Origin of the sequence: Micromonospora sp. NPDC051296 (assembly GCF_040682255.1) — a bacterium.
GTDB lineage: Bacteria > Actinomycetota > Actinomycetes > Mycobacteriales > Micromonosporaceae > Micromonospora > Micromonospora craterilacus.
Genome location: NZ_JBFBAO010000032.1, coordinates 1 through 18861 on the forward strand (window position 1 = coordinate 1; position 18861 = coordinate 18861).

Below are 18861 nucleotides of genomic sequence, written 5' to 3' on the forward strand. Positions count from 1 at the left end.
GCCGGTGCTCATCTCGGTCGGCTACTCGGCCTGCCACTGGTGTCATGTCATCGCTCCCAGAGGGCTCGGCGCTGTGTCTCCTGCTCCACGCCTTCGGCCACCACCGCGAGGTCGAGGCTTCGACCGAGATCCAGGGTGGACCGGATGATGGCGGCGGCTTCGGCGGAGGACTCCATCGCGGTCACGAAGCCACGGTCGATCTTCAGTTCGTGCACCGGGATTCGGGAGAGCAGGGACAGCGAGGAGTAGCCGGTGCCGAAGTCGTCCAGGGCGAGCCGGACGCCGGAGTCGCGCAGCCGGGTGAGCACCTGGTCGACCACGTCGAGTTGGCTGAGCGTGAGGGTCTCGGTCAGTTCCAGTACCAGCCGGTCGGCGGGCAGGTCGTGGGCGCGCAGGCGGGCCAGCACCGAGCCGGGGAAGCGGGCGTCGAGCAGGCTGCGCGGGGAGACGTTGACCGCCACCGGGACGTCGAAGCCGGCGTCGCGCCACGTCCCGGCGGCGATCAGCGCCTGGTCGAGGATCGCTTCGGCGAACGCGGGGAGCAGCCCGGAGCGTTCGACCGCTTCCAGGAACCGCAGCGGGTCGATCATGCCGTGAGTGGGGTGGTGCCACCGGGCCAGGGCCTCGGCAGCGATCACCTCGCCGGTGCCGAGGTCGACGATCGGCTGGAAGTTCACGGTGAACTCCTGGTCGGCGACCGCGCGGGGCAGTTCGCCGCCGAGGGTGAGGCGGCCGATGTCGGCGGTGTCCCGGGTCGGCGCGTACGTGGCGACCCGCTGGCCGGCCCGCTTGGCCTGGTACATGGCGACGTCCGCCCGGCGCAGCAGCTCGGCCATCCCGCCGCTGGCTGGCGCGGCGGCTATCCCGCCGCTGGCCTCGACGCTGATCCGCATGCCCTCGAGGTCGAACGGCTCGTGCAGCGCGGCCAACAGCGTCTCGGCCCGGTGTGCGGCCACCGCGGGGGCGGGCAGGGCCCGCAGGAGTACGGCGAACTCGTCGCCGCCGAGCCGGGCGACCAGGTCTTCTGCGCGGGCGGCGGCGCGTAGCCGGTCGGCGACCATTACCAGCATCTGGTCGCCGGCGGCGTGGCCGAGGGTGTCGTTGACCTCCTTGAAGTGGTTCAGGTCGATCAGCACCAGGGCGGTGACCCCGTCGGCGTGCCGGTTGTGCAGCTGCTGGTTGCCCTGGTCGAGCAGGTGGCGCCGGTTCGCCAGCCCGGTCAGCGCGTCGTGCGCGGCGGCGTGCGCGTGGGCCTGGGCCACCCGGGCGAGTTCGGCGTACGCCTGGGCGTTGCGTACCGCCGTGCACAGCGCGGAGGCGAAGGTGTGCAGGGTGTACCGCTCCCGTTCGGAGAGCCGCACCGGCCCCTGGAAGCGCAGCCGCAGCATGCCGACGTCGACCGACTTGTCGTGCCCTTCGAGGCGGACGGGTTCCACCGCGCCCTGCACGGTGGTGGGCTCGCCGGCCGGCTCGTCGTAGGTGATGCCGTCGGAGTTGCCCCGCACGAGGCGAGCCTCGTCGCGTAGCTCTATCTCCACCTCGTCGGCGGAGAACAGCTCGGCGGCCCGGGTGACCGCGGTGGTGAGGACCTCGTCCAGCTCGACGACGTTGAGCGCGTCGGTGGTCTGGGCGAGCCGCTGCCACGCCTGCTGCTCGGTGCGGGCACGGACCCGTGAGGAGTAGAGGAGGTGGAGGCTGAGCACCAGAGGCGGCATCGCGAGGAGCAGCCGGGTGTCGACGTCGATGATCAGGACGGTGCCGATGATGACGACGAGGCGGGCCAGGGCCGCAGTGACGCGAAGATCCCAGTCCTCGCGAAACAACTTCCACAGTGAGGTGCCGGTGGCCATGGCGATGACTGGCAACGTGACAAGTTCGTCGACCAGTACGGCAGCGAGGTAGGCGACAGCCAGAGGCACGACTGTCTGAGCGACGTCCGGGCCGTTGGCCGGCCATTCGAACACCTGCAGGACCAGGCCGGCGGCCGTGGCGACGAGCATGTTCTTGCCAATGCCGAAGGCTCGCTTGACCGGCGGGAGTCGCGCCAGCGTTGTCGCGATCGCCACGCCGAAGCCGGTAGCCAGGATCACCACGGAGGCCGGTGCGACGGCGAGGCCGATAACGATCGCCGTCTCGGTCCAGGCTATGTGGTGGTTGGTGGCGCGAATCCGGATTCGCACCCGAACCGTGAACCCGACGGCAACGAGAGAGATCAGCGCAGTCCAAACCACGGTCGCTTCCGCAGCGCCGTAGTTCGGCAGGTGGGCGACGGAGACGGCGCCGGCGAGGCTGGCCAGAACGACGACGAGACCGATTAGCGGCAGTAGCCGCCGATCGGTCCCGGTCTGTCGATCCTGTGGAGCCAACCGTCATCCTCATTCGTTACCGAGGGGCTGCGCTCCGCAAGCGTACTTCGGCTGCTGTCTGATCCAGAAGATAAGGATCAGCACCATTCATGCGAGCTCATCTTGACCCCCAACTGGTTTGGCTCCGACTTGGTAGGCCAGACCTTAGGGTCGCTTGCGGTCGTTTAGCGACGATAAATGTCGCATTGCGCAGAATAGGCCAATATGGTGATAGTGTGTCACGTTCTGTCCCACTCCCCTGACGGAGGGTCTATTTGAGCGGGCCGGTCAAGTTGTCATCATCCACCCCCGCCGTCGCCGGAAGAATTTGGTCAAACAGGTTTGGTCAGATCGCTTTGCTCGGTTCATCGCGGCTTCGGCTGAGTTTGCCGGATGCTGCGACAACTAGCCAGGCGAAGGCGCAGTTAAGCTGCGTACAGTGATCCTTTGAATGCAGTCAGAGGGGCCGGTGCAGATTCAAGTCCTCGGCGGTCTGGTGGTGCGCCTCGGCTCGGGGGTGCTGCCCCTGGGAACGCCTAAACAGCAGACCGTTCTGGCCATGCTCGCCTGCAACCCGGGACAACTGGTTGCGGTCGACCAGTTCGTTGATGAGCTGTGGCCCGAGGGCCCGCCACACTCGGCCGTACCCAATGTCCGTACTTATGCCGCTAATTTGCGGCGCAGCCTTGAGGCAATGGTGCCGGAGCGGGAGGTGCTGATCCGGGCCCGGGACGGTTACCGCCTCAGCGTCGAACGCGCGAAGGTGGACGTCTTCGCCTTCCAGTCCGAGATCGCCGAAGCGCGCCGACGTACCGGGACGGACGACGCGGTGGCGGTGGATCTGGTGTCCCGAGCCCTGACGCGCTGGCGAGGACCCATGCTCACCGGGGTCGCCCTCGGCCCGGCGCTTTCCGCGCACGTGGCGGCAGCGACCGAGGACCGAATGCTTGCTGCGGAGTTGTTCGCCGAGCTGAAGATTGGACTTGGCTGCCATGACGATGCCTTGCCGGTGTTGCGGGAGCTGCTGATCACGCAGCCGCTACGAGAGCCGGCTCATCTGCTCCTCATGCGCGCGCTCCACGGCCGCAGTGACCATGCCGGGGCTATTGCCGCATATACCGCAGCTCGGCAGGTTCTGCGTGAGCAACTGAACATTGAGCCCGGGGCGGAATTGCGGCAGTTGTACCTACGCATTGTCGAGCACGAGCGGGAGCTTGTGCGGGAATCACGCCGAGGCGGAACAGCACCGTCCGCTTCGATGCCCCAGGCCAACCGAGCGCTGCTCTCCCTTCCGAGAACAGTGCCGGACTTCGTCGGCCGGGCGAGCACTGTCCGGCATCTGTTGTCCGAGACATCGCGGATCGGGCAGTTCGCCTCTGCGGTGCATCTCATTGACGGCATGGCGGGTAGTGGCAAGACCTCGCTGGCGGTACATGTCGTCCGTCAGCTCGCCGACCAATTCCCCGACGCCCAGTTGTTCATCGACCTCAAGGGACACGACCCGACCGAGAAGGTCGACTCGGCGACCGCACTGGCGACCCTGCTGCGGCAACTCGGCATATCGGGCGGCCGGATACCGTCGGACCTCGGAGATCGGCTCATCTTGTGGCGCCGCGAACTGACCGGCCGGCGGGTGATCATCGTGCTGGACAACGCGGCAGACGCCGAGCAGATCCTCCCGCTGCTGCCCAACGCGCCGGGCAGTGTCGTGATCGTGACGTCCCGGAGGCGGATCACCGGCCTGGACGCTGGCCCGCCAGTGTCGCTGCCGCTGATGGACCAGGCGGAGGGGGTTGCGTTGCTCGCGTCCACGTTGGGCACCGAGCGGGTGTCGGCAGAGCCCGAGGCGGCGGCGGTCGTGGTGGAGCAGTGCGGTCGCCTTCCGCTGGCCATCCGGCTCGCCGGGTCTCGCCTCGCGCATCGCCCGACCTGGCGGGTGGCCGATCTCGCGGCGCTACTGACGGACAATGCGCGCAGGCTGACCCACCTGGCCTCGGGTGACCGCAGCGTGGCGGGAGCCTTCGCGGCTTCGTACGAACCGTTGAACGAGGCCGCCAGGCGGATGTTTCGGATGCTCAGCGTCCATCCGGGTGACGAGTTCGGTGCGACCATTGCCGGCGCGCTCTCCGGCCTGCCGCTCGACGAAACCGGCGCAGCACTGGACGACCTCCTCGACTGCCATCTGATCGAGGAGGTCGAGGCCGGGCGCTACCGGATGCACGATCTCATCCGGCAGTACGCCATTGAGTTGTCCACCCGGCACGACACCGCCGATGCGCGGCACCATGCGTTTTCCGACCTGATCGACGTCATGCTCCATGCCGCCCTTCCTGTCGCCGACCGGCTTGAGTCCGGGTTCGTCCGGAGGCATGTGACGCTCGACCAGCCGCGCCGCGCCGACATTCTGGTCGCCGTGGACCCGCCTACCGAGGCATGGATGGAGACGGAGCGTCGCAACCTGGTGTCGCTCGTCGTCCGGGCTCGCGAATGGGGACACCACGACCGGGCCTGGCAGTTGGCCCGACTTCTCTGGCGCTTTCTCTACATCCGCTCGTATTTCGACGACATCATCTTCACCCATCTCCACGGACTCGCGGCGGCGACAGCCAGCGAGGGCGAGGACGGTGTGGCCGCAATGCACAACTATCTTGCCTCCGCCTATGTCCGGACCGGCGATTACGCCGGCGCGCTCAAACACGTCAGCGAAGCCGTCAGCATCGCCGAGCAGTGCGGTGACCTGCCGAACATCAGCCGGTACCGGGCGAACCTGGTCGCCGTTCACTGGATTCGCGGCGACCTCGCGGAGGCGGTACGGATCGGTCTCGACGGGCTGCGGGGCACCGCCGGGTACGACGTCGTGGTGCCCAGAAGCCTGCCGAATGTCGGCCTCGCGCTGACGCTGCTCGGACGCTACGACGAGGCGCTGCGCCTGCACCGCCTGCACCTGTACGTCGGTCGTCAGGCCTCCAGCCAGTTCCATATCCTCAACGCCCTGGGTCACATCGGGGCGGTGAAGTGCCGCATGGGGCGATACGAGGCGGCCGCCCGGGCGCTGCGGGCCGCACTGGTCATGCGGGAGCGCACCGGTCACCGTTTCGCGGAGTCAGAGGTACGCAACGACCTCGGCATCGCACTGCGGGGATTGGGGCGCGCCGACGAAGCGGTACTTGAGCACGAGGCCGCCAGAAAGCTGGCGGTCGACCGGGGCGAGGGTCACGCAGAGGCGGCGGCCACCAACGACCTTGCGGTCACCCTCGCCGCCACCGGAGACCTCAGCCAGGCGATCGACCTGCACCGCGAGGCACTCCGGGTGGCCACCCGGATCGCCCATCCGTACGAGCAGGGGCGGGCGCTGGCCGGTCTGGCCGAGCACCTCTTCGCCGTAGATGCGGTGGCGGCGCGGCGGTACTGGGAGCGAGCACTGGCGATCTTCCGTCGCATGGGCGTACCCGAACGGTTCGAGATCGCGCGTCGGCTGGCCGGGACCGCTCCCGCGGCTGAGCCGTTCACCGAGGGCTCGGCCCTGACCACCGGCATCAAGTAAGCCTTCTTATCGATTTCTTATCGCCGGCCCCGGTAGCGTCCGGTCCGTTCGCAGACGGGGGGAGATCCGCCAGGGGCAGGGTCTCGTTGCGGCAGCTGCCGTCAGGTATCCCCAGCTACCCGCGGCAGGCTGGTGAGGAAGGAGCGGTGCGACCGCGCCGCTCCTTCCGAGCACCCTGGATGGCAGCTTGGACGGCTCCGCCCGGTCAGAGAGATAGGCTCGCGACCGTGACCGAACCCGCCCAGCTCACCCACGTCGACACGGCCGGCGCGGCACGCATGGTCGATGTCTCCGCCAAACAGGTCACCGGCCGTTCGGCCGTCGCCGCCGGCCGGCTGCGGACCACGCGCGAGGTGATCGAGTTGCTGCGCCGCGACGGGCTGCCCAAGGGCGACGCGCTCGCGGTCGGGCGGCTGGCCGGGATCATGGGTGCCAAGCGCACCCCCGACCTGATCCCGCTGTGCCACCCGATCGCCCTGCACGGCGTCACGGTCGACCTTGCGCTGACCGCCGAGACGGTTGAGATCACCGCGACCGCCCGTACGGCCGACCGCACCGGCGTCGAGATGGAGGCGTTGACCGCGGTCGCGGTCGCCGGGCTGGCCCTGGTCGACATGGTCAAGGCGGTGGACCCGGCGGCCAGCGTCGACGCGGTCCGGGTGCTGCGCAAGGAGGGCGGGAAGACGGGCCGGTGGGAGCGCCCGGAGGACCGGCCGTGATCCGCGCCCGGGTGGTGGTGGCCTCCAACCGGGCCGCCGCCGGCGTCTACGCCGACACCAGCGGCCCGCTGCTCGTCGCCGGTCTGCGTGAGCTGGGTTGCGCGGTGGACGAGCCGGTGGTGGTGCCCGACGGCGAACCGGTCGGCCGGGCGGTGTCGGCGGCCGTGGCGGACGCCGTCGACGTGGTGTTGACCAGCGGTGGCACCGGGATCACCCCCACCGATCGCACCCCTGACGTGACCAGGGCGTTGCTCGACTACGAGATCCCTGGCATCGCGGAGGCGATCCGCGCGCACAGCCGGGACAAGGTGCCCACCGCGGCGCTGTCCCGAGGTGTGGCCGGGGTGGCCGGCCGCACGCTGGTGGTGAACCTGCCCGGTTCGACCGGCGGGGCGCGCGACGGGCTCGCCGTGCTGGGGCCGATTCTGGCCCACACCGTGGACCAGTTACGCGGCGGCGACCATTAGGGAACCCGATAGGCTCGGCCGGGTGAGAACGGAAACCGCATCCGCTGCCGATCAGGCCGCCGCGCCACGGCCGGCCGGTTGGGAGGAGGCGCGCTCCCGGGTGTACGCGGTCGGCCTGGCCGCCGCGCTGCCCGCCGTCGAGCGTCCGCTTGCCCAAGCCGACGGGCACACTCTCGCCGCACCGCTCACCACCCGGACCGACCTACCGGCGTTTCCGACTTCCAGTGTGGATGGCTGGGCACTGCGCGGCACCGGCCCGTGGCGGGTGGTCGGCCGGGTGTTGGCCGGCACCGCACCGGCGCCGTTGACCGAGGACGGGACGACCGTCGAGATCGCCACCGGGGCGATGGTGCCGGAGGGCACGTCCGCCGTGCTGCGGGTGGAGGATTCGACGCGTACGCCGGACGGGTTGGTTGACGGCGTGCCGCGCACGGCCCCGGAGTGGCGGCGCCCCGGCGAGGAGGCGTCCGCCGGTGAGGAACTGCTTCCGGCCGGGACGCCGGTCGACCCGGCGGTGATCGGCCTGGCCGCCTCCTGCGGGCAGGACACCCTGCGGGTACGCCGGCAGCCCCGCGCGGCGCTGCTGGTCTTCGGCGACGAACTGCTGACCGCGGGCCCGCCCGCGGCCGGCCGGGTCCGCGACGCGCTGGGCCCGGCGGTGCCGGCCTGGCTGCGCCGGTACGGCTGCCAGGTGCGTCCGGCGGACGTGGTCGGCCCGGTAGCGGACACGCTGGCCGCCCACGTGGCCGCGCTGCGTACCGCGTTGGCCGACGCCGACCTGGTCTGCACCACCGGTGGCACCATGCACGGCCCGGTCGACCACCTGCACCCCTCGCTGGCGGCGCTCGGCGCGGACTACGTGGTCAACACCGTGGCGGTGCGTCCCGGTTTCCCGATGCTGCTGGCCCGGCTGGTCGACGCCGACGGCCGGGTCCGGTTCGTCGCCGGGCTGCCCGGCAACCCGCAGTCCGCCGTCGTTGCCCTGGTTTCGCTGGTCGCCCCGCTGCTGGCCGGCCTCGCCGGCCGGCCGATGCCGGTGCTACCGCACGCCACGCTCGCCGAGCCCGTCCCGGGGCGCGGTGACTACACCCACCTGGCCCTGGTCCGCCTCGACCGGGTCGCCGGTACGGCCCACCCGGTCCGGCACGTCGGCTCGGCGATGCTGCGCGGGCTCTCCGGAGCGGACGGGTTCGCAGTGATCCGGCCGGACACCAACGGCGCGGCCGGGGACCGGGTGCCGGTCGTACCGCTGCCGCTGCTGCCCGGGGAGCGGGCGTGGTGACCGTGATCGGCGTGGTCACCGACCAGCCGCTGGACGTCGCCGCGCACGAGGCGGCGGTCGCCGACCGCCGGGCCGGCGCGGTGGTCTCGTTCGCCGGCGTGGTCCGCGACCACGACCACGGCCGCGCGGTGACCAGCCTGGAGTACGAGGGGCACCCGAGCGCCGAGCGGGTACTGCGGGAGGTCGCCGACAAGATCGCCGCCGAACCCGAGGTGTACGCGGTGGCCGTGTCGCACCGGATCGGCCCGCTCGCCATCGGCGACACGGCCCTGGTGGCGGCGGTCAGCACCGCGCACCGGGGTGCCGCGTTCGCCGCCTGCGCCCGCCTGGTGGACGAGGTGAAGGCTCAGCTGCCGATCTGGAAGCGGCAGGTCTTCGCCGACGGCACCGAGGAGTGGGTCAACTGCCCCTGAGGCCGGCGCGGTCGTGCTGCCGGCCGCGCCCGGCACCGGCAAGTGCCGGGCATCGCGCCTACCGCCGCCCGGACAGGAACGCGGCGCGTGCCATCCGGTCGGTGTAGAAGGCGGGTTCCGCGCCGGGCCGCCAGGGCAACGCGGCGACCAGCACGATCAGGGCCAGCGCCAGGGAGTTCTCCATCAGCGCGCCGAACAGGCCGTCCTGGTAGTGCGAGACCTCCGGCAACTGGTGTTCGTACGGCCAGATCGGGGAGATCAGGAAGAGCAGGTAGAGCCCGACCGCGGCGATGCCGTGCCGGAGCCCGGTCAGCGTCGGGTACCAGATCGGCGGGCGGAGCCCGGACACCCCCGGCGGCCCGCCGTACGACCCCGGGGTGGAGCGCTGGGCCAAACCGCGGCTGGCGTCGTGGCGGCGTACCGCGGCGTCGGCCAGCACGATGATCGCCGGAATCACCCAGACGAGGTGGTGCGTCCAGGAGATCGGGCTGATCACGTTGGCGGTCAATCCGACCAGGGTGAAGGCGGTGAGTTCGTCGCCGTCGGCGTGGGCGTTGGCGGCCCGGGACAGGCCGAGCGCCAGCACCAACACGGAGAAGGCGAGCCAGAGCAGCCCGGGGGTCTCGATCGAGTCGTAGAGCCGGGCCAGCAGTCCGGCCAGGGACTGGTTGGGCGTCATGTCGGCGGCGCCCACCCGCTCGGTCTGCCACAGCACGTTGCCGAAGTAGGCCCGGGACTCGGCCCCGACGATGCCGAAGCTGCCGATGGTCACGGCGATGGTGGTGCCGATGGCGATCGTGGCCGCCCGCCACTGCCGGGTGATCATCAGATAGAAGATGAACAGGGCCGGGGTCAGCTTGACGGCGGTGGCCAGGCCGATGCCCACGCCGGCCCAGGCACCGCCGTAGACGAACCGCAGCAGCGGGCCGTCGTCCTCGGCCTGGTGGGTGCCGCGGCGGGACCGCCAGCGCAGGGCGACCAGGTCGGCCATGACCAGCGCGAACAGCAGCACGTTGACCTGCCCGTAGCCGAGCGTCTCCCGGGTCGGCTCGATGGCGATGGCGAGCGGCGTGGCGATGGCCACCGTGTACCACAGTGGCCAGCCAAGCCGGTCGACGATCGGGCGCAGCAGCGCGGCCAGCACCACGGCCAGGGCGGCGATGCTGACCAGGGCGTTCACCAGGCCGGCAGCGGCGACCGGCAGGTGCGCCATCGGCAGCATGGCCAGGCCGGCGAACGGTGGGTAGGTGAAACCCAGGTTTGTGTCGGGCGCGACGAAGTCGTACAGCTCATGACCGCTCGCCCACCAGACCACCGCGCCGTGGTAGATCTTCATGTCGAAGAAGCTGTACGGCCGCCCGAAAGCGCCGATGGCGAGCCATGCGGCGTAGGCGACGGCGGCCACGAAGCCGGCTCGTACGACTGCCCTGCGATCGATCCCTCGCGTTACGCGACGGACTGTGGCGAGGCGGTCCAGCCCTCTACCGACGCTCGTCGGCATGGCGTGGCCACCCCCGTACCAAGATCGTCCTACCCGTCCAGGTCCCGTACGGAGCCTAGAACGGCGCCTCACGTCAGTGCCTCCCGCGTTATACGACCGTGTCCGATCCCACACATTCTTTTGACATTTCCACCGCGTTAACGCCTAGCGGGCGGTTCAGGTGATTCGCGGTTTTAGCCGGGGGTGGGGTGGATAGCCGCAGCTCAGCCTGGGAGCCGCCGAGCGGTGGAGGCCGAGCGGACGGCGATCCGGGCCTCGCGGCGGGCGGTGCGGACGGCACGGCGTACCGACCGTCGGGAGTGGCCGATCCGGTGCTCGGCCCGCCAACGTAGCCCTGGCTTGCCCTCCGTGTCCGCCGCAGCGAGCAACAGCCCACCGAAGAGACCCAGGTTCTTCAGGAAGTGGATCTGGTTGTGCTGCCGCGCGCCCGGGTCGTCGTTCTTCCAGAACGGATGCCCGGCGAGGGTCACCGGGATCAGCGTGCCGGCCAGGACCAGGGCCGCCGGTCGGCTGAACTTCCCGGTCGCCAGCATCAGCCCGGCACCGACGTGCACCGCGGCGTTGGCCCGGACCAGCGTCTCGGCGTCGGTGGGAAGGCGAGGGTGCACCCGCTCCAGCAATGGCGCCACCCGATCGGTGATCTGCTTCGCGGCGGGAGCCAGGCGATCGGGGTTCGCGAAGTTCCGGGCCCCGCTGACCACGAAGACGCCGCTCAACATCGCGCGGGCAAGGGATCGTACGGGCTTCATGGACAAGTAATACCCCGCCGTGGGTGCCGCCACGCCCCGCAACGGCCGAGTTCGATCGATCGGGTGGCGGGGCGCCACGCCGTTTTCGAGCGACAGTCGCGGATGGACGGGCCGCGCGGGGTAACCTCGCCGCGTGACGACGCTGCGGCTACGCCCCGAGGATCCGGCCGACACCGGCGCGGTCCGCCGGGTGCTGGCCGCCGCCTTCGCCCGGCCCGACGTGGCCATCCCGCCGGAGGTGCGGCTCGTCGACGAGCTGCGCGGCAGCGACGCCTGGCTGCCGGAGCTGGCGATGGTCGCCGAGTACGGCGGTGAGATCGTCGGCTACGCCCTGCTCACCCGGGTCGTGGTGTGCTCGGACGGGGGCAGCGCCGCAGCGCTGGCCCTCGGTCCGGTGGCGGTGGCGCCGCACCGGCAGCGGATCGGGCTCGGCTCCGCCGTGGTGCAGGCCGCCGTGGAGGCGGCCACGGAACTCGGCGAGCGGCTGGTCGTGGTGCTCGGCGATCCGGCGTACTACCGGCGCTTCGGCTTCAGTCGAGCCGACCGGCTGGGCCTGACCAGCCCCTGGTCCGGTCTGGGTGAGCCGTGGCAGGCACTGGTGCTGCCCCCGTCGGCCAGCGGCGAGCCGGCTCCTCCGCAGGGCGAGGTGCTCTTCCCGCCGCCCTGGTCCAAGGTCTGACCGGCTACGGCCCAACGGCCCGGCAGTTTGTCAGGCCGGTTGGGTGCGCAGGTAGCGGCCGAAGTGCGGGACGGTGAAGGCGACCGTCCCGCGTTCGCCCGAGTAGATCAGGCCCTTCTTGATCAGGGCGTCGCGGGCCGGGGAGAGGCTGGCGGGCTTGCGGCCGAGGGCGCGGGCGATCTCCGCGGTCGGCACCGCCGCGTCCATGTCGTCCCGGCCGCCGCCATCGGCCACGCCCTCGACCAGGGAGAGGGTCGCCATCGCCCGCATGTACTCGCGCTCGGCCGGCGTGGCGCGCTCGAAGCGGGAGCCGAAGAAGCCGACCGCCAACTCGGCCTCGGCTTCCGGGGCGGCGACCCGGACGTCGGCCGCGGTGATCGGCGACCGGGGGGCATGATCCCAGGTCGCCTTCCCGTACGCCTGGACGAAGTACGGGTACCCGCCGGACTTCTCGTAGAGCAGGTCGAGAGCCTTCGCCTCGTACTGAACGTCCTCTCGCTCGGCGGGCGCGCAGAGCGCCTGGTCGGCGGCGATCCGGTCGAGCCGGTCGATGCGCTGGTAGCGGAACAGCCGCTCGGAATACGACTTGGCCGCGCTCAGCACCGCCGGCAGGTGCGGCAGACCGGCGCCGACCACGATCAGCGGCGCGCCGAGCTGGGAGAGCTCGTGGCAGGCGGCGCAGAGCGCGGAGACGTCCTCCGGCCCGACGTCCTGCATCTCGTCGATGAAGATGGCGACGCCGGTGCCGACGTCGCTGGCGACCGAGGCGGCGTCGGTGAGCAGTTCCACCAGGTCGATCTCGATATCGCCGGAGTCGGCTCGGCCGCTGGCCGCCGGTACGTCGATGCCGGGCTGCCACCGGTCGCGCAGCTTCGGGGCGGCGCTGCCGCGACCGGTCGGGGTGCCCCGCTGGGCGAACGCCTTGAGCACTCCGAGAAAGGCGTCGATCCGGTCCGGTGCCCGGTGCCGGGGGGCGAGTTCCCGGACGGCCATGTGCAGCGCGGCGGCGATCGGCCGGCGCAGGGACTGTTCCGGTCGAGCCTCGATCTTGCCGCTGCCCCAGAGGCGGTTGATGGCCTGGGAGCGCAGGGTGTTGAGCAGGACCGTCTTGCCGACGCCCCGCAGCCCGGTGAGCATCAGGCTCCGTTCCGGACGGCCCCGCGCGATGCGTTCCAGCACGATGTCGAAGACGTCCAGCTCGCGCCCCCGCCCGGCGAGTTCGGGCGGGCGCTGGCCGGCGCCCGGGGCGTACGGGTTGCGGACCGGATCCACGAATCGCAGAGTATCGGGCCGTCTAGCCGAGGAGCTAGACATGGATAGACGGGGCTACCGGCGTGTCGCCTCTCGACATAAAACTAGTGCTGTCTAGCGTCCACGCTAGACAGCACTAGTTTTGACAATCGGCCGTCAGCCGCGCTGCTTCAAACAGAGCACGAAGTCGAGGGAGTCCAGCTCGCTGTCGTAGAAGTACCAGTTCGTGTAGCCGTCGACCTGGGCACACTTCGCCTCGGCGTCTTTCTCCCCGCTGGTCTTGCCGTCGAAGCGCCGCAGCACCTCGTACGACTTCGACGCGCACTCGCCGATCAACAGCTTGGGCTTGCCGCCGGACGACGCGGTGTTGCGTACGCACTGCCCAGCTTGCACGAACCGCGGATCGGTGGACGAGCTGACGGCCGGCGCGCTGGGCGGGGAATCGTCGTCCTCCGGCGCCCCCGCTTCCTGGGTCGGCGCGGCCACCGGCGTGGTGGGCTCGTCGTCCTGCCCGAACAGGTAGAACGCGGTCGCGCCGCCGAGGATCAGCACCAGCACGACCGCCAGCACCGCGATCGGCCGCCCGCGACCCCGCTTGCGTTCCGGCGGCGGCAGGGGCTGGCCGGCGTACGCCACCGCCGCCCCGTCGTCGTCCTGCTGAGCCTGGTGAACCTGGGTGTCCTGCGCGGGTGAGCCGTAACCGGCCTCGGCCATCCCGTACCGGGTGCCCCGATACTCCGGTCCGGCCGACCCGTAGCGTCCGGCGCCGTGGTCCGGCCCGTACTGCGGGGCACCGTAGTCCTGGCCGTGCGGCGCGGCACGGTAGTCCGGAACCGGTGGTGCGGCACGGTAGTCCGGCCCGTGCGGCGCAGTGCCGTAGTCCGGAGACCGGTGCGGCCCGCCGCCGTAGGTCTGGCCGGAACCGTAGGTCTGGCCCGGCCGGTGCGCCTGACCGGGCCCGTGGTTCTGGCCTGACCCGTAGCTCTGACCCGGCCCGTAGTTCTGGCCGGACCCGTAGGTGTGGCCAGGGTCGTGGGGGTGGCCAGGATCGTAGGGCGGGTTGGGGTCGGGTGGCTGGCCCCGGCCGTGCGCCTCGCCGGGCCCCGGCTCGCGCCATGGCTGCGGATCGCCGCCCGGTGGTCCGTAGTTCGCCATGCACGCCCTCCTGCGCCGATGGGTGGGAGGCCGGCGGTCACCGTCCGGGGGCCGCCGTCGCCCACGCCACCGTAGCGTGTACGCCAGCGGCTCTCGGCCCCGACAACGGCCGGGTCAGCTATCCGGCAGGCCGCATCTCACCCCGGCATTTCAGGTTCGGGCGGCGTCGCGTTTGCTCGGCGCTCGAGCGGCCAGCCGTCAGATGAGCCGTAGTTGACGGTCCTTCGGCCGGCGGGGCCCGGCGCTGTCGCCGAGACGTTCGAAGAGGCCGGGGTCGATCACGTCGAGGAACGGTGACGGACGGCAGTCGCGCTCCGACCCGTGCCGGATCCGGCGGGCGGCGTGGCTTACGTAGAGCCGATCCTGCGCGCGGGTCAGGCCGACGAAGAACAGCCGCCGCTCCTCGGCGATGGCGTCGTCGTCCGGCGTCGAGCCGGGCCAGCGCAGCGGCAGCAGCCCGTCCTCGGCGCCGACCAGGAAGACCACCGGGAACTCCAACCCTTTGGCGGCGTGCAGCGTCAACAGGGTGACCGCCTCGGCGCGCGGGTCGAGCGCGTCCACCTCCGCACCGGTGGCGAGCTGGGACAGGAACATCTCCAGGTCGTCGCCGCACCGGCGGGCCAGTGGCGTCAGCAGGTCGACCGCGATCCGGACGTCCTCCGGGCGTGCCCCGCCGGAGCCGTCGAGGGTGGGGGTGGCGAACCGCTCGGCGAGCAGTTGGCCGGCGAGGCGAACCCGGGCGGGTAGAGCACCGTCGAGGCCCGAGGCGTGCCGCAGCTCGCGGGCGATGGCCATCACGCCGGGGCGGTCCCGCAGCCGGTCGTGCGACCGCTTCTGCACCGGGACGTTGGCCCGGGACAGGGCGTCCACGATCGGAGCGGCCTGCGAATCGGTCCGGTAGAGCACGGCGATGTCCGAGAAGGACAGCGTGGTGGACCGGCCGTCGATCCGACCGGAGTCCAGCGACCGGTGGGAGAGGCCGCCGACCAGCTCGTCGACCGTGCGTACCACGAAATCGGCCTCGTCGGCGACGGAGGCCGCGGCGTGCCGACCGACCAGCGGGGCCTCCGGGTCGAGCCGGGCCGGGTCCAACCGGCGGCCCCGGACCAGCGACGACGGCGCGATGGCCTGCACCGCGGCGGCCAGGATAGGTGCCGAGGAACGGTAGTTGCGGTTGAGCCGGACCAGCCGGGCGTCGGTGAAGTCCTGCGAGAAGCGCAGGAAGTACCCGACGTCGGCGCCCCGGAACGAGTAGATGGCCTGGTCCGGATCGCCGATCGCGCACAGGTTGCCGTCGGCCGGGCTGAGCAGCCGCAGCAGCTCGTACTGCACCGCGTCGACGTCCTGGTACTCGTCGACGAAGATCCACCGCCAGCGGCTCCGGTACCGCTCGACCAGCTCGTGGTCCTCCCGCAGCAGTGCGACCGGCAGGGTGAGCAACTCGTCCAGGTCGACCATGCCCTGCTTGCGCAGCAGCGCGGAATAGCCGGACCCGTCGTCGCCGGCCTCGGCCCGGGCCGCCGCCCGGTCGGCGTCGTCGGCGATCCGGAAGTCGTTCGGCAGGCCGGCGGCCTCGGCGTTGTCGCGCAGGATGGTCAGCCCGAGCGAGTGGAAGGTGCCCACGGTGACGTCCTCGGCGACCGGGCCGAGCAGGCCGTCGAGGCGGTGCCGCAGTTCCTCGGCGGCCCGCCGGGTGAAGGTGATCGCCAGACAATGCTCGGGAAAGACGTTCAGCTCCGCGCAGAGGTACGCGATCCGGTGGGTCAGCGTACGGGTCTTGCCGGTGCCCGGTCCGGCGACGATGAGCAGCGGACCACCGGGGGCCGAGGCGGCCACCCGCTGCATCGCGTCGAGCCGGTCGAGCAGGCCGGTGCCGACCTCCTCCATCCCGGCGAGCATCGGCTCGAACGGCTCGTGCGGGGAGGGCGGCGGCGCGATCGGCGGTGCCGGGGGCGTCGGCTTGCGCTTCGGCTCGGCCTTCGCCGCCGGCCGCTTCGCCTTCTCGTCCGGCTTGGCCGCCGGCTCCGTGGGCCGCCGCTGGGCGGGCACCGGTACGTCGAAGAGCGTTTCCTGCCCGGCCGCCGCCCCGGCGCTGCCCAGCTCGGCCGGCTCGAAGAGGGTGATCACGCCGTACTCGCCGTCGTAGCCGGGTACCCGGCGGACCTCGCCGCGGCGCAGCCGGCCGATGCCCTCGGCGAGCAGTTCCCCGCCGACCCGGCCGATCTCGTCGAGCGGGGCGCGGGTCAGGATCTCCAGCTCGGGACCGAGCGCGGCGACCAGCTCGGTGAGCTTCCCCTCGACCTTCTTCGACCGCGGGCCCACCTTGTTGATCTCACCGAGGATCTCGGCGAGTTGGATCAGGTGGGTGACCGTCGGGGCGTGCTCCGGCCGGTACCCCTCCGGCCGGTCGGCCAGGTCCTCCACCCGGCTCAGTACGCCCACCGTCAACGGCTTGCCGCACTCCGGGCAGCGCCCGCCGGCCTCCCGGGTGCGCTCGGGCGCCCAGTTCACCCCGCACAGCCAGTGGCCGTCGGCGTGGTACTTGCCCTCCTCGGGGAAGAACTCGATCGTGCCGGCCAGCCCGTCGCCGGTACGCAGCGCCTCCCGGATGCCGAAGTAGTCCCGGGCCGAGGCGAAGACCGTGGCCTCGCGGGCCAACGCGGGCGGCGAGTGCGCGTCGGAGTTGGAGACCAGCCGGTAACGGTCCAGGCTGCCGACCCGCCAGTTCATCTCCGGGTCGGAGGAGAGCCCGGTCTCCACCGCGAAGACGTGCTCGGCCAGGTCGGCGTAGCAGTCGGCGATCGCGTCGAAGCCGGACTTCGAGCCCAACGCGGAGAACCACGGGGTCCAGATGTGCGCCGGGACGAGGTAGCCGTCCGGGCTCGCCTCCAGGGTGATCTCCAGCAGGTCGCGGGAGTCCAGGCCGAGGATCGGCCGGCCGTCCGAGCCGAGGTTGCCGATCCGGCCCAGCGCGGCGTTGAACCGGGCCACCGCGTCCAGGTCGGGCAGGTAGATCAGGTGATGGACCTTGCGGGTCCGGTCGTCCCGCTTGTAGATCGTGGAGATCTCCACGCTGAGCATGAACCGTACCGGGTCGCTCTCCGCCGCGCTGGACAGCCTGGGCGGAAGCCGGCGGGCGATGTCCCGCTCGGCCTCGGGAGCCAGCCGGTACAGGCCAGGCTCAGCCGGATGCAGCGTCTCGCGCAGGTGGTCGTACCAGGCGGGATGGGTGAAGTCGCCGGTGCCGAGCACGGCGATGCCCTTGCGTTTCGCCCACCAGCCGAGGTTCGGCAGGGTCAGGTCACGGCTGCAGGCCCGCGAGTACTTCGAGTGGATGTGCAGGTCCGCGACGAATGGCGGGAGGCCACCGGGGGGTACGGCGCTGAACGGAGGCACGCCGCATCCTGCCACGACCGGCCGCGCCCTCGCGCGTCGCCACGCTCGATGGTGAGGTGCGCTATGCCGAGCGGAGCTCGACAAGGGTGATCTGAGGCTCCGCGCCGACCCGGACCGGCGGCCCCCAGAAGCCGGCGCCGTTGGTGACGTAGACCTTCGTCCCGTCCACCTCGCCAAGCCCGGAGACCACCGGCTGCTCAAGCTTGACCAGCAGGTTGAAGGGGACGATCTGACCGCCGTGGGTGTGGCCGGAGAGTTGCAGGTCCACGCCGTACTTCGCGGCTTCCACCGCGGCCACCGGCTGGTGGGCCAGCAGCACCACCGGCCGGGACGGGTCGCGGTCGCCCAGCGCGGCGGCGTAGTCGGCCGGCGCGGACACGCCGGTGCCCGCCGCGCTGACGTCGTTGACCCCGGCCAGGTCGAGTACCCCGCCGCGCGCGGCGATTTCCAGCCGCTTGTTCTGCAGCACCCGCAGCCCGAGCCGGTCGACCTCGGCCACCCACTCCTCGACGCCGGAGTAGTACTCGTGGTTGCCGGTGACGAAGTAGCTGCCGTGGCGGGAACGGAGTCCGCGCAGCGGCGCCGCCGCGTCACCCAGCTCGGCCACCGTACCGTCGACCAGGTCACCGACCACGGCGACGATGTCGGCGTCCAGGCGGTTGATCGCGGCGACGATCCGCTCGGTGTGCGCCCGGCCGGTCAGCGGCCCGATGTGAATGTCGGAGACCGTGGCGATGCGCAGGCCGTCCATGCTGCGGGGCAGCTTCGCCAGCGGGATCTGCACCCGGTCCAGCTGGGGCGGGCCCATCGCGGTGCGTACGCCGTAGCCGACCAGCCCGGTCGCGGTGAGCCCGGCGAAGATCGCGGCCCCGCGGGCGAGCAGCAGTCGACGACCCGGATCGTGGTCCGGCCCGACCGCCCCGGCGGCCGGCGGGTCGGCCGGGTCGTCGGTCGTCGGACCGGGAGCCGCCGGCCCGGCGGTCGACGGCCCAGGGGCCGTCGGGCTGGCCGGGCCGACCAGGACCGGTTCCGGCGCGGCCACGGCCGTCCGGCGGCGCAGCACCAGGCGGGTCACCAGCATCGGGATTTCCACCGCGACGAGCAGCACCAGCAGGTAGAACATCAGCGCGAGCCAGAGGTAGCCCGGCCAGGCCAGCCAGTACATGCCGGCCCGGGTGCCGACCATGGTCGCCGGTACGAGCAGCGCCAGCACCACCGCAGTGACCGTGCCGATCCGCCGCCAGCGCCCCGCCGTGGTGGTGTCCCTGACCAGCCGCTTCCACAGGTAGAGATGGATCAGCCCGGTGATCAGGGCAAGGGTGGTCACGAAGCCGACTACCGCGAACACAGTCGATCGATC

The 18861-nt window shown here is 71.5% G+C and carries 12 protein-coding genes and 1 pseudogene; 6 read left to right on the forward strand and 7 right to left on the reverse strand.

What is annotated here, in order from left to right; genetic code table 11:
• Positions 1-53: 53 nt before the first annotated feature.
• A pseudogene (locus AB0M52_RS05855) lies at positions 54-2366 on the reverse strand (bifunctional diguanylate cyclase/phosphodiesterase); the annotation flags it as partial.
• Between the two features lie 430 nt (positions 2367-2796).
• Between AB0M52_RS05855 and AB0M52_RS05860 the strand changes: the two are divergent.
• From AB0M52_RS05860 to AB0M52_RS05880, 5 genes are all read left to right on the forward strand, one after another.
• Positions 2797-5889 (forward strand): BTAD domain-containing putative transcriptional regulator, encoded by a 3093-nt coding sequence (locus tag AB0M52_RS05860; protein WP_363949413.1) that lies wholly within the window; start codon positions 2797-2799, stop codon positions 5887-5889.
• A gap of 227 nt (positions 5890-6116) precedes the next feature.
• A complete protein-coding gene (moaC, locus tag AB0M52_RS05865; protein WP_363949415.1) occupies positions 6117-6608 on the forward strand; it encodes a cyclic pyranopterin monophosphate synthase MoaC in 492 nt (163 codons plus the stop codon).
• Complete coding sequence (locus AB0M52_RS05870) at positions 6605-7075, forward strand: MogA/MoaB family molybdenum cofactor biosynthesis protein (protein WP_111217596.1); 471 nt, start codon at positions 6605-6607, stop codon at positions 7073-7075. The genes moaC and AB0M52_RS05870 overlap by 4 nt, the downstream gene beginning before the upstream one ends.
• 22 nt (positions 7076-7097) lie before the next feature.
• Entirely contained in the window at positions 7098-8357 is a 1260-nt protein-coding gene (locus AB0M52_RS05875) for a molybdopterin molybdotransferase MoeA (RefSeq protein ID WP_363949418.1), read from the forward strand.
• Positions 8351-8770 (forward strand): molybdenum cofactor biosynthesis protein MoaE, encoded by a 420-nt coding sequence (locus tag AB0M52_RS05880; protein ID WP_363949421.1) that lies wholly within the window; start codon positions 8351-8353, stop codon positions 8768-8770. Before AB0M52_RS05875 ends, AB0M52_RS05880 begins: the two co-directional genes overlap by 7 nt.
• Before the next feature lie 58 nt (positions 8771-8828).
• Here the strand turns inward: AB0M52_RS05880 and AB0M52_RS05885 are convergent, their stop codons facing one another.
• On the reverse strand, positions 8829-10271 hold the full coding sequence (locus AB0M52_RS05885; RefSeq protein WP_363949424.1) for a glycosyltransferase 87 family protein: 1443 nt from the start codon (positions 10269-10271) through the stop codon (positions 8829-8831).
• Positions 10272-10474: 203 nt separating this feature from the next.
• Positions 10475-11020: a DoxX family protein gene (locus tag AB0M52_RS05890; RefSeq protein ID WP_363949427.1), complete on the reverse strand. Its 546-nt coding sequence runs from the start codon at positions 11018-11020 to the stop codon at positions 10475-10477.
• A 133-nt stretch (positions 11021-11153) separates the two neighbouring features.
• Between AB0M52_RS05890 and AB0M52_RS05895 the strand changes: the two genes are divergently transcribed.
• On the forward strand, positions 11154-11699 hold the full coding sequence (locus AB0M52_RS05895) for an N-acetyltransferase (protein WP_363949429.1): 546 nt from the start codon (positions 11154-11156) through the stop codon (positions 11697-11699).
• A gap of 30 nt (positions 11700-11729) precedes the next feature.
• Here the strand turns inward: AB0M52_RS05895 and AB0M52_RS05900 are convergent, their stop codons facing one another.
• The 4 genes from AB0M52_RS05900 to AB0M52_RS05915 all read right to left on the reverse strand — a co-directional run bounded on the left by AB0M52_RS05900 (position 11730) and on the right by AB0M52_RS05915 (position 18849).
• A complete protein-coding gene (locus AB0M52_RS05900) occupies positions 11730-12971 on the reverse strand; it encodes an ATP-binding protein (protein WP_111219933.1) in 1242 nt (413 codons plus the stop codon).
• Positions 12972-13106: 135 nt separating this feature from the next.
• On the reverse strand, positions 13107-14105 hold the full coding sequence (locus tag AB0M52_RS05905) for a flagellar basal body protein FliL (RefSeq protein WP_363949432.1): 999 nt from the start codon (positions 14103-14105) through the stop codon (positions 13107-13109).
• A gap of 198 nt (positions 14106-14303) precedes the next feature.
• Positions 14304-17501 (reverse strand): UvrD-helicase domain-containing protein, encoded by a 3198-nt coding sequence (locus AB0M52_RS05910; RefSeq protein ID WP_363949435.1) that lies wholly within the window; start codon positions 17499-17501, stop codon positions 14304-14306.
• Positions 17502-17562: 61 nt separating this feature from the next.
• Positions 17563-18849: a metallophosphoesterase gene (locus AB0M52_RS05915; protein ID WP_363949437.1), complete on the reverse strand. Its 1287-nt coding sequence runs from the start codon at positions 18847-18849 to the stop codon at positions 17563-17565.
• Positions 18850-18861: the final 12 nt, after the last annotated feature.